The 19,401-nt window shown below is 40.5% G+C and carries 16 protein-coding genes and 1 riboswitch; of the genes, 11 read left to right on the top strand and 5 right to left on the bottom strand.

Annotated elements, in window-relative coordinates; all coding sequences use genetic code 11:
- Positions 1-37: 37 nt before the first annotated feature.
- Positions 38-1,705 (bottom strand): DEAD/DEAH box helicase, encoded by a 1,668-nt coding sequence (locus NST97_RS06735; protein ID WP_327863172.1) that lies wholly within the window; start codon positions 1,703-1,705, stop codon positions 38-40.
- 283 nt (positions 1,706-1,988) lie between these two features.
- Positions 1,989-2,076: riboswitch (glycine riboswitch) on the top strand.
- Between the two features lie 213 nt (positions 2,077-2,289).
- Between NST97_RS06735 and gcvT the strand changes: the two genes are divergently transcribed.
- From gcvT to gcvPB, 3 genes are read left to right on the top strand one after another with little or no spacing between them, the layout of a single operon-like run.
- Complete coding sequence (gene gcvT, locus NST97_RS06730; protein ID WP_341343059.1) at positions 2,290-3,405, top strand: glycine cleavage system aminomethyltransferase GcvT; 1,116 nt, start codon at positions 2,290-2,292, stop codon at positions 3,403-3,405.
- 18 nt (positions 3,406-3,423) lie between these two features.
- Positions 3,424-4,767: an aminomethyl-transferring glycine dehydrogenase subunit GcvPA gene (gene gcvPA, locus NST97_RS06725; RefSeq protein WP_341343058.1), complete on the top strand. Its 1,344-nt coding sequence runs from the start codon at positions 3,424-3,426 to the stop codon at positions 4,765-4,767.
- Positions 4,758-6,218: an aminomethyl-transferring glycine dehydrogenase subunit GcvPB gene (gcvPB, locus tag NST97_RS06720; protein ID WP_341343057.1), complete on the top strand. Its 1,461-nt coding sequence runs from the start codon at positions 4,758-4,760 to the stop codon at positions 6,216-6,218. The genes gcvPA and gcvPB overlap by 10 nt, the downstream gene beginning before the upstream one ends.
- 40 nt (positions 6,219-6,258) lie before the next feature.
- On the opposite strand, the gene NST97_RS06715 is transcribed toward gcvPB, so the two are convergent.
- Positions 6,259-6,633 (bottom strand): rhodanese-like domain-containing protein, encoded by a 375-nt coding sequence (locus NST97_RS06715; protein ID WP_063388106.1) that lies wholly within the window; start codon positions 6,631-6,633, stop codon positions 6,259-6,261.
- 193 nt (positions 6,634-6,826) lie between these two features.
- Here NST97_RS06715 and NST97_RS06710 point away from each other — a divergent pair, with 193 nt between their 5' ends.
- The 3 genes from NST97_RS06710 (at position 6,827) to NST97_RS06700 (ending at position 12,173) form a co-directional block, all read left to right on the top strand.
- Entirely contained in the window at positions 6,827-7,663 is an 837-nt protein-coding gene (locus NST97_RS06710) for a lipoate--protein ligase family protein (RefSeq protein WP_063388107.1), read from the top strand.
- A 323-nt stretch (positions 7,664-7,986) separates the two neighbouring features.
- Complete coding sequence (locus NST97_RS06705; protein WP_063388108.1) at positions 7,987-10,548, top strand: vitamin B12-dependent ribonucleotide reductase; 2,562 nt, start codon at positions 7,987-7,989, stop codon at positions 10,546-10,548.
- A gap of 746 nt (positions 10,549-11,294) precedes the next feature.
- On the top strand, positions 11,295-12,173 hold the full coding sequence (locus tag NST97_RS06700; RefSeq protein ID WP_341343056.1) for a patatin-like phospholipase family protein: 879 nt from the start codon (positions 11,295-11,297) through the stop codon (positions 12,171-12,173).
- Here the strand turns inward: NST97_RS06700 and NST97_RS06695 are convergent.
- The 3 genes from NST97_RS06695 to NST97_RS06685 form a co-directional block, all read right to left on the bottom strand.
- On the bottom strand, positions 12,170-12,541 hold the full coding sequence (locus NST97_RS06695) for an SA1362 family protein (RefSeq protein ID WP_066247602.1): 372 nt from the start codon (positions 12,539-12,541) through the stop codon (positions 12,170-12,172). The two genes, NST97_RS06700 and NST97_RS06695, sit on opposite strands and share 4 nt — an antisense overlap.
- Positions 12,542-12,598: 57 nt before the next feature.
- Positions 12,599-13,537 carry a DUF1385 domain-containing protein gene (locus tag NST97_RS06690; protein WP_066247604.1) on the bottom strand — a complete coding sequence of 313 codons (939 nt, stop codon included), beginning with the start codon at positions 13,535-13,537 and terminating at the stop codon, positions 12,599-12,601.
- Positions 13,538-13,851: 314 nt separating this feature from the next.
- Positions 13,852-15,054, bottom strand: coding sequence for a transposase (locus NST97_RS06685; protein WP_339192838.1), 1,203 nt, complete (start codon positions 15,052-15,054; stop codon positions 13,852-13,854).
- Positions 15,055-15,257: 203 nt separating this feature from the next.
- Between NST97_RS06685 and NST97_RS06680 the strand changes: the two genes are divergently transcribed.
- The 5 genes from NST97_RS06680 to spoIIIAA all read left to right on the top strand — a co-directional run bounded on the left by NST97_RS06680 (position 15,258) and on the right by spoIIIAA (position 19,401).
- Complete coding sequence (locus NST97_RS06680) at positions 15,258-15,752, top strand: YqhR family membrane protein (protein WP_340733988.1); 495 nt, start codon at positions 15,258-15,260, stop codon at positions 15,750-15,752.
- A 140-nt stretch (positions 15,753-15,892) separates the two neighbouring features.
- On the top strand, positions 15,893-16,345 hold the full coding sequence (gene aroQ, locus NST97_RS06675) for a type II 3-dehydroquinate dehydratase (protein WP_339193038.1): 453 nt from the start codon (positions 15,893-15,895) through the stop codon (positions 16,343-16,345).
- Positions 16,335-17,396, top strand: a complete 1,062-nt coding sequence (locus NST97_RS06670; protein ID WP_094246194.1) for a M24 family metallopeptidase — start codon at positions 16,335-16,337, stop codon at positions 17,394-17,396. The genes aroQ and NST97_RS06670 overlap by 11 nt, the downstream gene beginning before the upstream one ends.
- Positions 17,397-17,446: 50 nt before the next feature.
- Positions 17,447-18,004, top strand: a complete 558-nt coding sequence (gene efp, locus NST97_RS06665) for an elongation factor P (protein ID WP_063388115.1) — start codon at positions 17,447-17,449, stop codon at positions 18,002-18,004.
- A gap of 479 nt (positions 18,005-18,483) precedes the next feature.
- Entirely contained in the window at positions 18,484-19,401 is a 918-nt protein-coding gene (gene spoIIIAA, locus NST97_RS06660) for a stage III sporulation protein AA (RefSeq protein ID WP_339196819.1), read from the top strand.

The following is a 19,401-nucleotide window of genomic DNA, read 5'->3' as shown; positions in this document are numbered from 1 at the left end:
ATTTAAAAATTTTGCAAGCAGCTATGAAAAAAAGAAATCAGTTATTCTCGGCCTGTTGTAATTGTTCACCAAAGTTAAGAATAGCCGCTAAATTTTCCATTTTAATTTTCATTTCTCCTTCCGAACTCGACTGAATCATAATATCTTCTATATGTTCATGAATATTGCGGAGGTCAAGTTTTGCTAAAATACTGTCCAATTCCCCAATAACACGTTCAAACAGATTTATTTTTTCATATAATAGCTTTAAGATATGCTCCTCTACTGTATTTTTTGTCGCCATGTTATAAATGAACACATCTCGTTCTTGTCCGAGACGGTGGATGCGCCCGATTCGCTGCTCCAAACGCATCGGGTTCCAAGGCAGATCATAATTAATAATATGATTGCAAAACTGCAAATTTATCCCTTCCCCTCCTGCCTCTGTCGCGATCAGTACTTGCGCTCTATTTTTAAATAAATCCTTCATCCAATCCTTTTTGCCGCGTTTAAATCCGCCGCGGAACGGAACAGATGTTATGCCGTGCTGTTTTAAAAACCATTGTAAATATAATTGTGTTGCCCGGTATTCGGTAAAAATAATCACTTTATCGTTAATGTTTTGAATGAGTTCGACCGTTTTTTCTGCTTTCGAATTTTTTGTTACTTGATCGATATAGCCCATTAGATTGCGAATGATCTTTTCAGGCAATTGTGGAGCTTCATCCTTTTTATCAAGCATTTTTTTTAATGTTATGTACACTGCTTCTCTGCTCGAACATGCTTCACGCTGAAGCGTTAAAATGGAGAAACTGCTTGTCGGAATAGAGAATGACGACCGAATTTGGCTGATGGCATCATATAAAGCCTGTTCAGCTTCCGAAAATTGAATCCAAATCGTTTCCACATGTCTTTTTGACCATTCAATTCCTGTATCAATGCGGCGGTTTCGTATCATAACTTTATTGACAAGTTCTCGTAAATGCTCATCGTCACGAATATTCCGTCCTTTTTTCTTAAACATATCGTGAAAGAGCTGTTCATTGCCGAGATGTCCAGGTTTTAAAAGAGAAACAAGGTTGAAAATTTCTTCAATGCGATTTTGAATAGGCGTTGCCGTCAATAATAAACAAAATTTTTTCTTTAAATTTTGAACAAACTCATAGTTTTTTGTTTTGTTATTTTTTAATTTATGCGCTTCATCAATGATGACCATGTCATAATCCAATCCGTGAATAATTTCTTTATGGGGGCTTCTTTTTGCTGTATCAAGGGAAGATACGACAACATCGCATTGCTCCCAAACATAGCTTTTCTTTTGCTCAACGGCAGGAATGTAAAATTTTTCATTTAATTCCCTCACCCATTGGGAGACGAGTGAAGCTGGAACTAAGATGAGCACTTTTTTGACAAGTCCGCGAATCATATATTCTTTTAATATTAATCCGGCTTCAATTGTTTTGCCGAGACCGACTTCATCAGCTAATATAGCTTTTCCGTTTAATTTTTCTACTACTGTTTGTGCGACCTCCAATTGGTGGGGAAGAGGGGTTACATGATCAAGATGCAAAGGAGCTACTAAACCTTCAAATGATGGAATGGACAAATAATTCGTAACTTCATAAGCTAATTTGTATAATTCCCAGTTTGCCCACGGACCGTCTTCCTTTAATCTTTGCAAAAATTCTTCTTCCCATGTTGTTTTATAGCGGATGTTTATATTCATTGCCCACACCCTATCCTTTATTTTTATATTCAAAGTGAAATGTTCATTTTTTTTATCGCTAATTCAAAAACCGTCCCGTTTTTTGATTATAAATTTTTATAAACACGAACAATTAACAATGATTTTTTAAAATTATTTGGGAAAGGTATTGCTGAAACCGTTTAAAGATGATACGATTAAAATACGTTTGAAGTCTTTTTCTTTTGTTTTCTACTCATCTTTTTCCTTTTTGTCGAATATGTCATTTGTTATTTTTTCACAATTTACAAGAAAATATGTGCGGATGAGAGCAAGGGGAGAGACCTCCTTTGTGAGGCGCCGAAGGAGCAAGCATATGTGAATCTCTCAGGCAAAAAGACTCTTGTTTGACGCAGCTCTGGAGAGTGTTTGCATATTGTGCAAACCACCAAAGGGGAAAGCCTTTTTAAGGTAAACTTTCAGGTGCAAGGACAGAGACGGTGTAGCAAAATCTTGTCGATCGGAATAGACAAGACGATACTAGGCCGTTTTCTGTCCTTTTTTCTGCTTTTTAAGCTAAAAAATTTTGAGAGAAACTAGATGCAAAAAATAGATCAGGAGGGGAAATGATGAATGAATTAAAACGCACTCCTCTTTTTGAAGTGTATAAACAATATCGAGCAAAGACGATCAATTTTGGAGGATGGGAATTACCTGTGCAATTTACTTCCATTAAAGAGGAGCATTACGCTGTCCGCACCAATGCAGGTCTATTTGATGTTTCTCATATGGGAGAAATCATTGTAAAAGGGAAAGACAGTCTTCAGTTTTTGCAAAAGGTATTAACTAATGATGTTTCAAAGCTTCGGGATGGAAAGGCTCAATACACAATTATGTGTTATGAAGATGGAGGCTGTGTAGACGATTTAATCGTTTATCGGCTAAACGAGGAAAAATATCTTTTAGTAGTCAATGCAGCGAATATTCAAAAAGATTTTCAATGGCTCATGTCTCAAAAACACGGAGATGTTGAATTGCAAAATATTTCTGAAAGCTGTGCTCTCCTTGCATTGCAAGGCCAGAAAGCGGAAAAGGTGCTGCAAACTTTAACAGACGTACACTTATCTGAGTTGAAATTTTTTGAATTTATTGAAAGTGCTGAGATCGCAGGTAAAAAAGCGCTCATTGCCCGAACTGGTTATACCGGGGAAGACGGCTTTGAAATCTATTGCCAAAGTGAGGACACCGTTTATTTATGGGAGAAGATTTTGCAAGCAGGAGATAAAGAAAAAGTTGTTCCATGCGGATTGGGCGCTCGTGATACTTTGCGGCTGGAAGCAGCTTTGCCGTTGTACGGTCAAGATCTTTCGGAAGACATTACTCCGATAGAAGCAGGAGTCGGATTTGCAGTGAAGCTTACGAAAAAAGAGAATTTTATCGGAAAAGATGTATTGCAAATACAAAAAGAACAAGGGGTATCGAGGCTGGCGGTCGGCTTGGAAATGATCGAAAAAGGCATTCCCCGTTCAGGCTATAAATTGTTTTCTGGAAATCAACAAATTGGAGTTGTTACATCAGGGACGCACTCTCCTACTTTGAATAAAAGCATTGGAATCGCTCTCGTCAAGAAAGAATTTTCGGAGATCGGGAATGAAATCGAGGTGGAAGTTCGGACAAAACGATTAAAAGCAAGAGTAGTACCAACTCCATTTTATAAACGACCAACAAAAAATGGAAAATAAAGAAAGGAGAAGCTTTCGATGAAGCATCGCTATTTACCGATGACAGAAACTGATCGAAAAGAGATGTTGGAGGCGATCGGAGTCGAATCGATCGATGACCTGTTTGCCGACATTCCAGAAAGTGTACGGTTTAAAGGAAAATACAACATAAAGGCTCAGAAACCGGAAACCGAGCTGTTTCGCGAGCTATCTCAACTTGCTGCCAAAAATAAAGATGTAAAAACAAACGTTTCCTTTTTGGGAGCTGGAGTGTATGACCATTATATTCCGGCAATTGTCGATCATGTCATTTCCCGTTCAGAGTTTTATACGGCTTATACGCCATACCAGCCAGAAATTTCTCAAGGCGAGCTCCAAGCAATATTCGAATTTCAAACAATGATTTGTGAATTGACAGGAATGGATGTCGCCAACTCGTCGATGTACGACGGAGGGACAGCTTTAGCAGAAGCTGCATTATTAGCTGCAGGTCAAACAAAAAAGAAAAAGGTGCTCGTTTCGCAAACGGTGCATCCTGAAACGAGAGATGTGCTAAAAACTTATGCAAAAGGACAAAACGTTGAGGTAGTGGAAATCCCTTACCGAAACGGAGTGACCGATGTAGAGGCATTAAAAGAAATGATGAATGCCGAAGTAGCATCAGTCATTGTACAGCATCCAAATTTTTTCGGTCAACTTGAACCGCTTCACCAAATCGAAGAGATCTCCCATTCCGAGAAAAGCTTATTGATCGTTTCAAGCAATCCTCTTGCTTTAGGTGTGCTTTCACCGCCTGGTTCATTTGGTGCGGATATCGTAGTAGGCGATGTTCAACCGTTTGGAATTCCAATGTCTTTTGGCGGTCCAACTTGTGGATATTTCGCCGTAAAAAAAGAGCTGATGAGAAAAATTCCTGGGCGACTCGTCGGTCAAACAGTAGATGAAGAGGGGAAACGAGGCTTTGTTCTCACTCTGCAGGCAAGGGAGCAGCATATCAGAAGGGATAAAGCTACATCAAACATTTGCTCCAACCAAGCGTTAAATGCTCTTGCCTCTTCTGTTGCCATGACTGCTCTTGGAAAAACAGGTGTAAAAGAAATGGCTTATCAAAATATCCAAAAAGCAAACTATGCGAAAAAGATGTTTGAGAAGAAAGGTTTTTCCATTCCGTTTCAGGGTCCAATGTTTAATGAGTTTGTCGTGAAGCTGTCCAAACCAGTTTCTTTGGCCAATAAAAAGCTGCTCGAAAAGGGAATCATCGGCGGCTACGACCTTGGCAGAACGTATCCGGAACTTGAAAAACATATGCTTGTAGCGGTAACAGAGCTTCGTTCGAAAGAAGAAATCGATTTATTGGTGAACGAGTTGGAGGGATGGCAATGAAGGATCAACCGTTAATTTTTGAAATGTCAAAACCGGGACGGATCGGATACAGCCTGCCTGATTTAGACGTACCGGAGGAAAATATTGAACAGCTGATTCCTAGTGACTATTTGCGGACAGAAGATGCCGAGCTGCCGGAAGTATCAGAACTTGACATTATGCGCCATTATACTGCTTTGTCGAAGCGGAACCACGGTGTGGATTCCGGTTTTTATCCGCTTGGTTCCTGTACAATGAAATATAATCCGAAAATAAATGAAAATGTGGCAAGATTAACTGGCTTTTCTTATATTCATCCATTACAGGATGAAGCGACGGTTCAAGGAGCAATGGAATTAATGTATGATTTATCAGAACATTTAAAAGAAATTACAGGTATGGATGCTGTTACATTGCAGCCGTCGGCAGGGGCGCACGGAGAGTGGACGGGGCTCATGATGATTCGCGCCTACCATGAGGCAAATGGAGAAAAACATCGAACACAAGTGATTGTACCTGATTCAGCCCATGGAACAAATCCTGCTTCAGCGACCGTTGCCTGTTTTGAAACTGTCACGGTGCGATCTGATCAAAACGGACTTGTCGACCTAGACGACTTAAAGAGAGTGGTAGGAGAAAATACAGCTGCTCTTATGTTAACAAACCCAAATACGCTCGGTTTGTTTGAAGAGCATATTGTAGAGATGGCGGAGATTGTTCATTCAGTTGGAGGAAAATTGTATTATGACGGAGCGAATTTAAATGCAATTTTAGGCAAAGCGAGACCAGGGGATATGGGCTTTGATGTCGTTCATTTAAATCTTCATAAAACGTTTACAGGCCCCCACGGGGGAGGGGGTCCCGGTTCAGGACCTGTCGGTGTGAAAAAAGAGTTAATTCCTTTTTTGCCGAAGCCTGTGCTCGTCAAGGATGAAAATGGATTTCGTTTCGACGAAGACAGGCCGCAATCGATCGGACGAGTAAAATCGTTTTATGGAAATTTTGGAATCAATGTGCGGGCATACACATACATCCGCTCCATGGGTCCGGACGGTTTAAAGGCGGTTTCTGAAAATGCGGTATTAAATGCGAATTATATGCTGAAAAAATTAGCGCCTTATTACGAAATGCCGTATGACCGCATTTGTAAACACGAATTTGTCTTATCTGCGAAACGGCAAAAGAAGCTCGGTGTCCGTGCGCTTGATATTGCAAAAAGGCTTCTCGATTTCGGGTATCATCCGCCGACAATTTATTTTCCGCTCAATGTTGAAGAATGCATGATGATTGAACCGACTGAAACGGAATCGAAGGAAACATTGGATGCCTTTATCGAAGCGATGATTCAAATTGCTAAAGAAGCGGAGGAAGAACCGGAAATCGTTCAAGAAGCTCCTCATACAACAGTCGTCAAAAGGCTCGATGAAACACTCGCAGCAAGAAATCCGATATTAAAATATGAAAAAAAGTAAGGATTCGCGTTTTGCGAATCCTTGTTTTTTATGCTTCATTTTATTTCCCTTTTTTAATTTTTCCAGTCCACTTTTTAAAGCCGCCCTTTAAATAATAGAGCTCCTGATAGCCTTTTTTCTTCAGCATTTGTGCGGCTCGCCCGCTTCTTGCACTTGACTGGCAATATAAATAAACCGGTTTGTCTGGGCGGATTTCTTTATAGCGCTGTCTCAATTGGGAAAGGGGAATATTTCTTGCTCCTAAAATGTGGCCACCTTCAAATTCATTCGGCTCCCGCACATCGATGAGCTGCGCTTTCCGATAGCCGGCTTTAAATTCTTCCTCCGTTAATCCTTTCATAATCTTTTTTTGATATAAAAATGTGGCCAAAAAATAAATGATAATAGCTGCAAGAATGAGCAATGACCATTCCACGCTTGTTCGACTCCTTTTTATTTGTTTGAATTTATTTGTTTGAAGTTCATGTGAACATACATACGAATGTTGGACAACATTTATTATATAAAACAAGAATGGAAATGTCATTTCTTTTCGGGCGTTTTATTTAACAATATCCTCTTCATTTGATAGACTAAAAAAGCAAATATAAAATAAAGAGGGTTGCGATATGGGAAAAGAAATATGGAATTATATTGATTCTGGCTTTTCATCCCCTTTTTACAATATGGCTCTTGATGAAGCTTTATTGGACTGGCACAGTGAAGGAAAAATCGCTCCGACGATTCGTTTTTACGGATGGAATCCGCCGACATTATCCATCGGCTATTTTCAAAAGGTTGAAAAAGAAATTGATATGGATGCTGTAAGACGGCACGGCCTTGGCTTTGTACGAAGACCAACAGGCGGAAGGGGCGTGCTGCATGACAAGGAGCTTACATATAGCGTCATCGTATCCGAAGATCATCCGCGAATGCCCAAAACCGTGACAGAGGCTTATCGTGTAATTTCGGAAGGAATTTTGCATGGATTTCGCTTGTTAGGCTTAGACGCTCATTTTGCAATTCCAAGAACGGATGAAGAAAAACAGCATTTGAAAAATCCGCGGTCATCTGTATGCTTTGATGCACCGTCTTGGTATGAGCTGGTAGTTGAAGGAAGAAAAGTTGCCGGGAGTGCCCAAACTCGCCAGAAAGGCGTTATCCTGCAGCACGGCTCGATATTGCTAGATTTAGATGAAAAGCTGCTGTTCGACTTGTTTAAATATCCTAATGAGCGAGTCAGGGAAAGATTAGAGAAAAACTTTAAAAATAAAGCGGTGGCGATCAACGACCTTAGAGAAACTCCAGTCACAATGGAAGAGGCATGGAGCGCCTTTAAAAAAGGGTTTGAATACGGGCTTGATATTGAGTTGAGACCGTACCAATTGTCTAGCGAACAAGAAGAGTATGTGAAAAAACTGGCTAAAGAGAAATATGAAACAGAAGAATGGAATTTTAGAAGATGAAGCGGCGAACATGCCGTTTTTTGTATGATCAAAATGAAATGGATCGTTGCTTGTAAATCAAGGTGCCGATGTGTTTTCAAAAACTGCAACTGACAAATTTCTTCAAATACCGCCGGAATGATTCTAAGATCATTAAATTTCTTTTCCTTGCTTCTTTTTTTGGTTAGTTTTACATTTGACATTTTCATAATGTAGCGTATATCATACAATATATAGAGCAAACAAATGTTCTTTAGCACAATATATTGTTATTTTTTCGTTGATAATATCATCTAAATGTGGTAACGTATATCAAGTACGATATTTTTAAGGGAGTTGTGAATATGACAGTGGCGCTGAATGAGAAAATGAAAATTGATGTGGAGAAGCTGAATAAAGATATCAGCCTTTTCCCGCAGGTGCATCCGATTACGGAAGATATGAAAATCACGCACAAAGGTGTTTCGCGCCTTGTAATGCTGGACAGGTATTCATTTAAAGACACTGAAAAAATTACGCTATCTGAAGGCGATTTTGTAGTGCTGACGATCAAGGAAGATCCAAAATTTCCTGCAAGAGGGCTAGGCTACATTAAAGAAATTGATTGGGAAAATAAAAAGGCAAAGGTTCAGGTCGAAGAAGAGTTTCGTCATACTCTTGAAAAGCCTGAAGAACGGGAGACGGGAATCATCGTTCGCTCTTTAGATGTCATCGAAAAACCGCTTGAAATTTTTTATGAACAAATTGCCAAAAGAAATGCAACAGGTCTTGCTGCTGTTGAAAAAACAGAAGAAAAAAGAAAAGAATGGTTTGAAAAATTTTATCAAGAGCTCGTCAATCTGCATTTTATTCCGGCTGGCCGGGTTCTTTACGGCGCAGGAGCAGGAACCGAAGTGACGTATTTTAACTGCTATGTCATGCCCTTTGTAAAAGATTCCCGTGAAGGGATCTCTGAACACCGCAAACAAGTAATGGAAATTATGAGCCGCGGAGGCGGTGTCGGCACGAACGGTTCAACATTGAGACCAAGAAACACATTAGCCCGAGGTGTAAACGGCAAATCATCAGGATCTGTGTCGTGGCTGGATGACATTGCAAAATTAACCCATCTTGTTGAACAAGGTGGCTCACGGCGAGGAGCCCAAATGATTATGCTGGCCGACTGGCATCCTGACATCATTGAATTTATCGTTTCCAAAATGCAAAACCCGCGCATTTTGCGCTACTTAATTGAAAATACAAATGATGAAGGAATTAAGAAGGCGGCTGAAGACAAGCTCAAATTTGTTCCTCTTACACAGCAAGAGCGCGACATGTATCAAGGAATTGTCAACTTTAAAAATGTTCCGGGCAAAGGAGGCTTTTCAGACGCTGTTATTAGAGAGGCGGAATTAAAGCTTCGAGTCGGAGGAACATATACTGTTCATAATCCGGAATTTTTAACAGGCGCTAACATTTCTGTCTGCTTGACGAAAGAGTTTATGGAAGCAGTGGAAGAAGATCGGGAGTATGAGCTTCGCTTCCCAGATGTGGAAAGCTACAATGATGAAGAAATGAAGATTTACAATGAAGAATGGCATAAAGTTGGCGATGTGCGCGAGTGGGAGAAAATGGGGCATCGCGTGCGCGTGTACCGCAAAATTCGCGCAAGAGAGCTTTGGAAGCTGATTAACATTTGTGCAACCTATTCAGCGGAGCCAGGTATTTTCTTCATTGACAATGCCAATGATATGACGAACGCAAGAGCATACGGTCAAAAGGTTGTTGCAACAAATCCGTGCGGTGAACAGCCTCTTGCGCCATATTCCGTCTGCAACTTAGCAGCAGTAAACTTGGCGAAGATGGTCGACAAGGAAAAGAAAGCTGTTGACTATGAAAAGCTCAAACGAACTGTGGAAATCGGCGTCAGAATGCAAGATAATGTCATTGATGCTACGCCTTATTTTCTCGAAGAAAACAAAAAGCAAGCGCTGGGTGAACGGCGCATCGGCTTAGGCGTTATGGGTTTGGCGGACTTGCTTATCTACTGCGAAAAAGAATATGGAGCAGAGGACGGCAACAAGCTTGTTGATGAAGTGTTTAAGGTAATTGCAACGACCGCATACCGGGCATCAATAGAACTGGCAAAAGAAAAAGGCAGCTTCCCGTTCCTAGTCGGCGAAACGGAGGAAGAGACGCAAAAATTAAGACAAGCCTTCATTAATACAGGATATATGAAAAAAATGCCGGAAGATATTCGCGAAAACATTTTAAAATATGGTATTCGCAACTCGCATTTGCTGACGGTAGCACCGACAGGATCAACTGGCACTATGGTTGGTGTTTCTACAGGTCTTGAGCCATATTTCTCCTTCTCGTACTACCGAAGCGGGCGTCTTGGCAAATTTATTGAAGTAAAAGCGGATATCGTTCAAGAATATTTAAACGAACATCCGGAAGCTGATCCGAATCATTTACCGCATTGGTTTGTGTCAGCGATGGACTTGTCGCCTGAAGCTCATGCCGATGTGCAATGCATCATTCAACGATGGGTCGATTCAAGCCTTTCCAAAACAGTAAATGCGCCGAAAGGCTATACAGTTGATCAAGTGCAAAAAGTATATGAGCGCCTATGGAAGGGCGGAGCAAAAGGCGGAACTGTTTATGTAGACGGAAGCCGTGATACCCAAGTCCTGACATTAAAAGCGGAAGAAAATGTATTGAATGACGACATTCCGGAATCGACGAAAGAAAATGAAGGTAAAGTTGTGTTAATGAACACTGTTCAAGATTTGCGCTCAACTGATGTCACATATGGCAACGAAGTCGGCAATACATGTCCTGTTTGCCGGGAAGGAAAGGTTCAAGAAATCGGCGGCTGCAATACTTGTACAAAATGCGGTGCCCAATTGAAATGTGGATTATAATAAAGCGGCAGACTTGTTCTGCTGCTTTATTCTTGTGCGCCCGGCATGGGTGTAATCTATAGGGTGAAAGTCCCGAGCTGCGAAGGCAGAAGTAGCAGTTAGCTTAACGCAAGGGTGTCCGTGGTGACGCGGAATCTGAAGGAAGCGAGCGGCAAACTTTAAGGTCTCTCGGAACACGAACTTCATATGAGGCTAGGTATCACTGGGTGAGTTTGCAAGACAAAACAAAGCCCTTTCTGCCGAAGGTGATACAGAGTAAATGAAGCAGATGGATGGAAGGAAAGATTACACTCTTACCCGGGGAGGTCTGGTGGATATGTGAAGTACGCTTCATAACCTACTTAGTGATAAGTAGCTGAACCGTCAGAAGTCAGCAGAGGTCATAGTATTAGTTGGTCTAGAACAACTAAGAAGGACCGAACAATTAAGAGAGAATAGCCCTTGGCATTCAGTGAGTCATGATGAACACAGAAAACGTAGTACCTCACTTGAGGGAGGAAGCGGTGAATCCCGTGGGAGATCTCTTGGAGGGTGGAGTGACCACTGGCATAAAGAGAACAGCTATTCACGGAAGTTATAAAGACTTGCGTCAATTATCTTAATTGAACCGCCGTATACGGAACCGTACGTACGGTGGTGTGAGAGGACGGGAGTTAATCGCTCCCTCCTACTCGATTGAAAACAAACTTCTAAACATCGTTTTCCCTTCTTAAAATGTAGTAACGGAATAGTAAGGAGGGAATGCTTTGAAAATTGACGGTGTTTTTTCTGGTGGAGGGATCAAAGGCTTCGCTTTTATTGGAGCATACAAGGCCTTGGAGGAAAAAGGATTTGAATTCGCCAGGGTTGCTGGCACGAGCGCCGGTTCGATCATTGCCGCTCTCATTGCAGCCGGCTACAAAAGTGATGAAATCCTTTCTTTGATGGACAGCTTAGACCTGCGAAAGTTTTTAGATAAAAGAAAAGGAATTATGTCATTTATGCTCATGAAATGGATCAGTGTTTATTGGCGGTTGGGACTATATAAAGGACAATTTTTAGAAGAATGGATGGAAGAAAAATTAAAAGCAAAAGGAGTTTCAACATTTGCAGATTTGCCGAAAGGAAAGCTTCGTGTGATTGCCTCCGACCTTACGAACGGAAAAATTGTTGTATTGCCGGACGATTTAAGCAAATATGGAATCAATCCTAATAGATTTTCTGTTGCAAAGGCAGTCAGAATGAGCTCATGCCTCCCGTATTTTTTTGAACCTGTCAAACTATGGACGAAGGATGGCGTCAGTATTGTTGTCGATGGAGGAGTGCTCAGCAATTTCCCGATTTGGCTTTTTGATGGAAAAATAAAAAAAAGACCGATCCTCGGTTTTCAGCTTAGCGCGCATATAGAGGAAAGGCCAAAAAATGAAATAAAAAACGCTTTATCAATGTTTCATGCGTTATTTGAAACGATGAAAGAAGCGCACGATGCAAGGCATATTGCTACAAGGCATGAACGCAGCATCGTTTTTATTCCGGTTGAAAATATTTTAACGACGGAATTTAAAATTACGAATGAGAAGAAACAGGAATTAATTCAGCTCGGCAAAGAAAAAACGGAAACCTTTTTAAAAAAGTGGTCCTATTAGAAAAGAGCTCTATTTTTCTTTTTTCCTTTTTTACCTTCGATGACTGTCAAATGATTGTTTTCTCTCCGCCTTTTAGCAGAGATAGCCGTTTTGTTTTTTTTGTGGAGTACGTGCTTTTGAGCATAATGTATCTTTTTGTCTTTAAATCTTTTTTTCGATCTTTTCGCAGCTTTTAAAAACTGTGAATACTCATTATTTGTACGTTTTTTCATCACTAAACGATAAATGAGGATGATGATCCCGATGACAACCGCCCAAATAAACAATTTGAAAAAAGTCTTTGGATTGAAAAAGAGCATATAAATAAGCCCTAAACCTCCTAAAGTAGCGATAACGGCGAATACGGGATGGACGGGAAAACGATTCATCTAAAGGCCACCTCCATCAGTCGTTTTCAAGAAAAAGAAAAGCTCTCGTTTATCAAATCAACCAATACGCTCCATTTTTTCCGTCTCTTCTTCCAATAAAAGCAGCTTTTGAAAGCTTGCAATCGCTACTTCCACTTGATCGTCTGTAGGTTCTTTTGTCGTCAGCAGCTGAAGCCATAGTCCTGGATAACCAAGATATTTTAAAACAGGCTTATGCCGCAGCTTATTTGTAAACTGCAATACTTCAAATGAAATGCCGAGAACAACCGGTATAAGAGCGATTCGGTCAACAACGCGAAGCCAAAGCGGGTCTGTCGGAACGAGCAGATACACAAATACTCCAACAATAACCGTAAACAAAATGAAACTGGAACCGCATCGATAGTGAAGTCTTGATTGTTTTTGTACATTTTCAACAGTTAAAGCGAGCCCGTTTTCATAGGCGTTAATCACTTTATGCTCAGCCCCATGGTATTGAAAAACACGCTTTACTAAAGGAGTCATCGAGATGAAATAAATATAAGCAAGCAACAGCAAAAGCTTAAAAAAGCCTTCGAGCAAAATTTGCCCCACATCCGATGAGATGATCGGCCTGAACCATTCTGCGATAAACACTGGAATTAAAGTAAAGATAAATTTGCCAAGCAAAAATGACAGCACTCCGACAGCAGCAGCTCCTAAAATGAGTGAAAGCTTCGACTCTTTTTTTTCTTCTGACAATAATTTTTCATCATCGGCTGGATCAACATCGTATCGATCTGAAGAATAGCTTAAATGCTTGGAGCCGTTTGCGCTTGCTTCAATAATGGCGGCAATTCCGCGAATAAAAGGAATTTTTTTGAAGCGGGATAATATAGGATGTTTTTTTCGCGGCAATTGAAAAAAATCAATTGAATTGTCTTTTCTCCTGATCGCTGTGACGAAATGATGCTTCCCTCCAAACATAACTCCTTCAATTACCGCTTGCCCGCCATACATAGTCTTTTCGTTTTTCATGACGCACCAACCTGCCTATCTATATAATAAAAAAGCTATTGAAAAGTTTTATTTATTACTATTCTACAAAAAATTAGATGAAACCTCTAGGTTGGATGTGTCTTTTTTCCAATAGGGCGGCGTGAAAAACTTTATCATTATTTAGTATGAATGAAATAAATTTTTTTATACGAGCATTTTGCAAAATTAGATTTTTTGGATAAAAGTATAAAAAATAAAGCACTCGACAAATAGCTACCAGCATGTTATTTTACAAAATATTACAATAATCTTGTTTTCGGGCATACCTACAGAATTTTTCACATTGAATTTTTTTAAGCGGCTTTCTTCCCTTTATTTTCCTTTGCCATCGCTAGCGCTGAAACAAGTAATACAATAGCGTTCAGGTAAATATGGGTCTTTACTTTTTCAATTCCCCATACATGTAGGGAGTTCGCCGTAAGGTAGCTTTTCATTCTTGAATTACAGCGTTCTACACTTGTCCTCTCGTTGTAAAGCTCTTTCCAACGTTTTGTATCACGGTGCGGATTGGAATATCGGCGCACATCCTTTTTGATGTCGACTTTTACCACCATTCCATAGTTGGAAGATGAACAGGCTGCCATTCCTAATGGGCAATCCACTTTGCCGGTTGCGTGAGGACATCTGAACTTGAGCTGGTCCTTATCAGCTCCCCAATAAGTCATTTCATAACCCATGGAACAACGCGGAGTTCCATTGGAAGAAATCCCTTCAGGAGGCTCTTTTTCGTTGCGCAAATTGAGCGGGATAATGGCTTGCGCTCCAATGTTTTTGGCTGATTCATAGTTTTTTAGTTGGTCATATCCGCCATCCATGATCAGAAATTCAATTTTGGATTTGGTACGCTCTGCCACTTGCTCTATTAATTCTGGTGCGACTTCTCCATCGTTCACATGGGCAGGGGTTACTTTTATGGCTATTGGCAGTTCGCTTGCGGTATCGACTGAAAGATGCATCTTATAGCCAAACCAGGTAATTTTATTGCCGAAGGAATCATATTTTGCGCCCCAATTGGCATTACCCGTTTGTTCACTACGCTTTTTGGGCTGTTTCTTTTCATAGGCATCAATGGCGGCACTGTCGATGGCCTGGTGGCTGCCGTCAATTATTCCTTCCTCCTGAGCTAACTGTACCAAGTCAAGGAAGATCTTTTCAGCCAGCTTTTTTTTGGTAAGTGCCGCAAAAACCCGGCTGAGAGTGGAGATAGACGGTGCGGGGCGATCAATCGATAAACCGCATTGATAACGGAAACGAAGGTCTTTATCCAATCGATGATGAAGGGCGGTAAAGGTGTCGATGCCTTCGAGTGGGGCAGCGATGAGAGCCCTTAGAATCCCTTCTCTGGAATGACCGTCAGCCCCTCGGGGTGAAGAACTTCTCAACTGTTTAGCATAAGGGCGTAAATCAAGCGAGCTAAAAAAGATAGGTAATTTCTCTTTTGACTCTAATTTTTGCAGTTCTTCAAAGGAAAATAGGCTTTCTTGTAGAATATACAAAGTGACTTCCTCCTTTTGAATTTTTGTGGTTTCGTCACTTCAAAAATTCTACATTTTAGGGGTGAAGTCCTTTTTTATGTCTTTGAAATCCTTATGGCTCTTGGGTCAAAAAATATGCAAAATGCTCATACAAAAAATAAACTTTTCATGAAAAATTCATCAAGAAAAGAAAAGTGGACATATTAAAAAAGGGAGGTGGACGGATGCTTAACAGCGAAAAAAAGAATTCTACTGGTAAGGAAAAGAAAAAAGAACCATTCCGATCCTTTTTTCTGAAAATTGTTGTCATTGGTTTTACTGGCGGAGTATTATGGAGTTTGATAGGATATTTAGCGTATGTGTTGAACTTTACGAAAATCGGGCCAAATCGAGCTCTCATGTTATTTGCCTTTGATAATTGGAAGAACGGAGTCGCTGGGCATTTTGCGGGAGCTGCCTTCATAGGCATCATTTCTATACTTACTGCATTTTTATATTATGTTCTGTTCAAAAAAGTTCGGTCAATATGGGGAGGCATTGTTTTCGGAGTCGCGCTGTGGGCCGTTGTTTTTTGCTGGCTGGGACCGGCATTTCTAAAAATCGATCCGCTCGGTCGGCTTGGTACAAATACCATTGTCACCTCCATCTGCTTGTATGTGCTGTTTGGCGTTTTTGTCGGGTATTCCATTTCCTACGAATATAGGGAACGTCAATCATAAACTAAATGATGAGATTATAGAACTGTGTCAGGGTCACAAGATCCAATCATAAACTAAATGATGAGAGATCAAGAATCTTATGGTAGAATGTTCATAATACTGGACATTCTTTTTTAATACATGATAGAAAGGTGTAATCGATGGAGAGAATACTTGTGATCAATGGCCCGAATTTAAATTATTTAGGCGTGAGGGAGCCGCATATTTACGGAAAAAAAACATTGGCAGATTTGGAAAATGAATTGAAATCTCTCGGTGAAAAAAAACAAGTTCAATTTTCTTTTTTTCAATCGAATCATGAAGGAGAGATTATCGATAAGCTTTATGAAGCCGATCAACAATTTGATGGAGTGATTTTAAATCCAGGAGCTTTTACTCATTACAGCTATGCGATACGGGATGCAATTGCCAGCATTTCAAAACCGGTAATTGAAGTCCATATCTCCAATACAAATCAACGGGAACCGTTCCGGCATCATTCTGTCACAGCACCGGTGACACAAGGGCAAATAATTGGCTTAGGGTTTTACGGCTATCAATTGGCAGCTTTATCTTTACTACGTTTGATCAGGGAGGAAACACATGAAGCTTGAAAAAGTTCGTTCACAAATGGAACAGTTAAATATTGACGGCATGCTCATTACAAACGAATATAACCGCCGCTATTTGACGGGATTTACAGGTACGGCCGGGGTCGCACTGGTGGCAAAAGAGGATGCATGCTTTATTACCGATTTCCGGTATGTAGAACAGTCAAAAAAACAAGTAAAGCATTTTAGAATTGTGCAGCATTCAGGATCGATTTTTGAAGAAGTCGCTGCGCAGGCGAAGAAAATGGGGATCAAAACGCTCGGGTTTGAGCAGGATCATCTTTCTTATTCAACATACACATCGTACAAGGATGTTTTAAAAGGGATTGAATTCGTTCCTGTCTCAAATATTGTGGAAAAGTTGCGCTTGATAAAGACTGATGAAGAGATTAAGATATTAAAGGAAGCCGCTGAAATCGTTGATGCTGCCTTTACACACATTTTACATATGATCCGTCCAGGTGTGAGAGAGATTGAACTAGCGAATGAGCTCGAATTTTTTATGCGAAAAAAAGGAGCAGCTTCCTCATCTTTCGATACGATTGTCGCGTCAGGCTATCGGTCAGCCCTTCCCCATGGTGTAGCAAGTGAAAAACCAATTGAAAAGGGAGAGCTTGTAACGTTTGACTTTGGCGCCTATTATAAAGGATACTGTTCAGATATGACGCGGACAATTGCTGTTGGAGATCCTGGAGATGAAATGAAAGAAATTTATAACATCGTGCTTGAAGCACAAAAGAAAGGCGTGCGCGAAATCAAGTCTGGAATGACTGGAAGGGAAGCGGATGCTGTCACACGTACCTACATTGAGGATAAAGGGTACGGGGAATATTTCGGTCATTCAACTGGACATGGAATCGGACTTGAAATCCATGAAGGACCGACACTATCAGCTCGCTCTGATACCGTTCTTCAGCCAGGCATGGTGGTCACGGTTGAACCTGGTATATACCTTCCAGGAAAAGGCGGGGTAAGAATTGAGGATGATATTTTGATCACTGAGCACGGAAATGAAGTGTTGACTCATTCGAAGAAAGAGCTCATCATTCTCTAGCGAGTGCCCCAATCAATGTTGTTAAAGAAAATGTAATAGGAGGACCAAATATGATTTCTGTAAATGATTTTCGTACAGGTTTAACGATTGAAGTCGATGGGGGGATTTGGCGCGTTCTTGAATTCCAGCATGTAAAGCCTGGTAAAGGGGCGGCGTTCGTTCGTTCAAAATTGCGCAACCTTCGGACAGGTGCCATCCAAGAAAAAACGTTTCGGGCTGGCGAAAAAGTAGCACGTGCTCAAATTGACACCCGGAAAATGCAATATTTGTATGCAAATGGCGATCAGCACGTTTTCATGGACACAGAATCGTATGAACAAATTGAGCTTACTTCAAAACAAATTGAATATGAGTTGAAGTTTTTGAAAGAAAATATGGAAGTATACATCATGATGTATCAAGGCGAAACAATCGGAATTGAGCTTCCGAACACGGTTGAATTAACTGTTACGGAAACAGAACCTGGCATTAAAGGGGACACTGCATCAGGCGGCTCTAAACCGGCTACGCTTGAAACAGGGCTTGTCGTGCAAGTGCCGTTTTTCGTTAATGAAGGGGACGTTATTATCGTCAATACTTCTGACGGTTCTTATGTTTCCCGTGCGTAATTATTCTTAAAAAATAATGAAAAAAGTCAAAGAAAACGAAAAGACCCGCAGAATTCATAACTGATTTCTGTGGGTTATTTTTTTTGAAAAGAAAGTTATAGCTATTTTCGCAATCGTTTATAAAAGACCAGAATACACAAGCTTTCCAACCTGGCCTTTTTTTGAACAGGATTCAATTACAGCTTGTCCACCTTTAATGATCCATCCACGCTTTTTTCTTTTTCCTCAATTCACTGAAAACGGCAAAAGGTATAACAATATAAATAAAAGCCGCAAGAAGCCATACAAGTCCATCATAAATTTGAACCAACATTCAATCACCACCCCCTAACTCCATTATAACTGTTAAAATCAGAAAATTCTATCAAATTCTATTGAAATGATAAATGCAAAAAAAAGGAATAAGAGAAACGGTAGTCATAAAGTGGCCAAGCTTGCATACATTGAAAATAAATAAGGTATTAAAGGGGGAAGGAAGATTGAAAGAAATCATCTCAATTTTTCCCGAAACAATTGCAAATGAATTAAAGCAGCTTCCTTCTTCTTTTTTTGAACAGATGGAAGAAATTCGCATACGTTTGTACAAGCCGATTGAAATCATCGCATTCGGCAAACCGCACTTTCTTCACTACGAGGCGACAAAAGAAGACGGGATGATGATTTTAAACAAGATCAGCCAATATTCGATTTACACACTGGAGGAAGAATTAAAGAGAGGTTTTATTACGATTGGAGGAGGGCACCGGATCGGCCTTGCTGGAAAAGTGATTACAGAAAACGGCAATGTCAAAGCCATACGGCACGTTACATCTTTTAATATCCGGATAGCAAGGGAGAAAATAGGCCTGGCTGAGCAATATATTCCTTATGTATATGAAAAAAAATGGTTAAATACGCTTGTTTTTGGACCTCCCCAATCAGGAAAAACGACGCTGCTGCGCGATTTTGCCCGGATCATAAGTACTGGGGTTAAAACGATCCCGCCTCAAAAGGTCGGCATTGTGGATGAAAGATCAGAAATAGCCGGCAGTGTAAAAGGAATTCCGCAATTTACTTTTGGTCTTCGCATTGATGTATTGGACGGATGCCCGAAAGCAGAAGGGATGATGATGTTGATCCGTTCGATGAGCCCTGACATCATTATTGCTGATGAAATAGGGCGTAAGGAAGATACCGATGCATTAATGGAAGCTGTGAACAGCGGTGTTCAGCTGTTTGTGAGCGCTCATGGCGAATGCTTTGAAGATTTGCTGCACCGTCCGACTTTAAGAGAACTTATTCAATTAGGCATTTTTGACCGATACATGGAATTGGAGAAAAAAGGTACTCCAGGGATGGTTTCCCGTATATTTGGAAAAAAAGAAAAAGAGATTGTGTATAAAGCAGGTGTGAAATAG

This window comes from Aeribacillus sp. FSL K6-1305, assembly GCF_038050115.1.
Taxonomy (GTDB): Bacteria; Bacillota; Bacilli; order Bacillales; family Aeribacillaceae; genus Aeribacillus; species Aeribacillus composti.
Note: the sequence above shows the minus strand (reverse complement) of the source record. Positions and strands in the feature narration are given on the sequence as shown.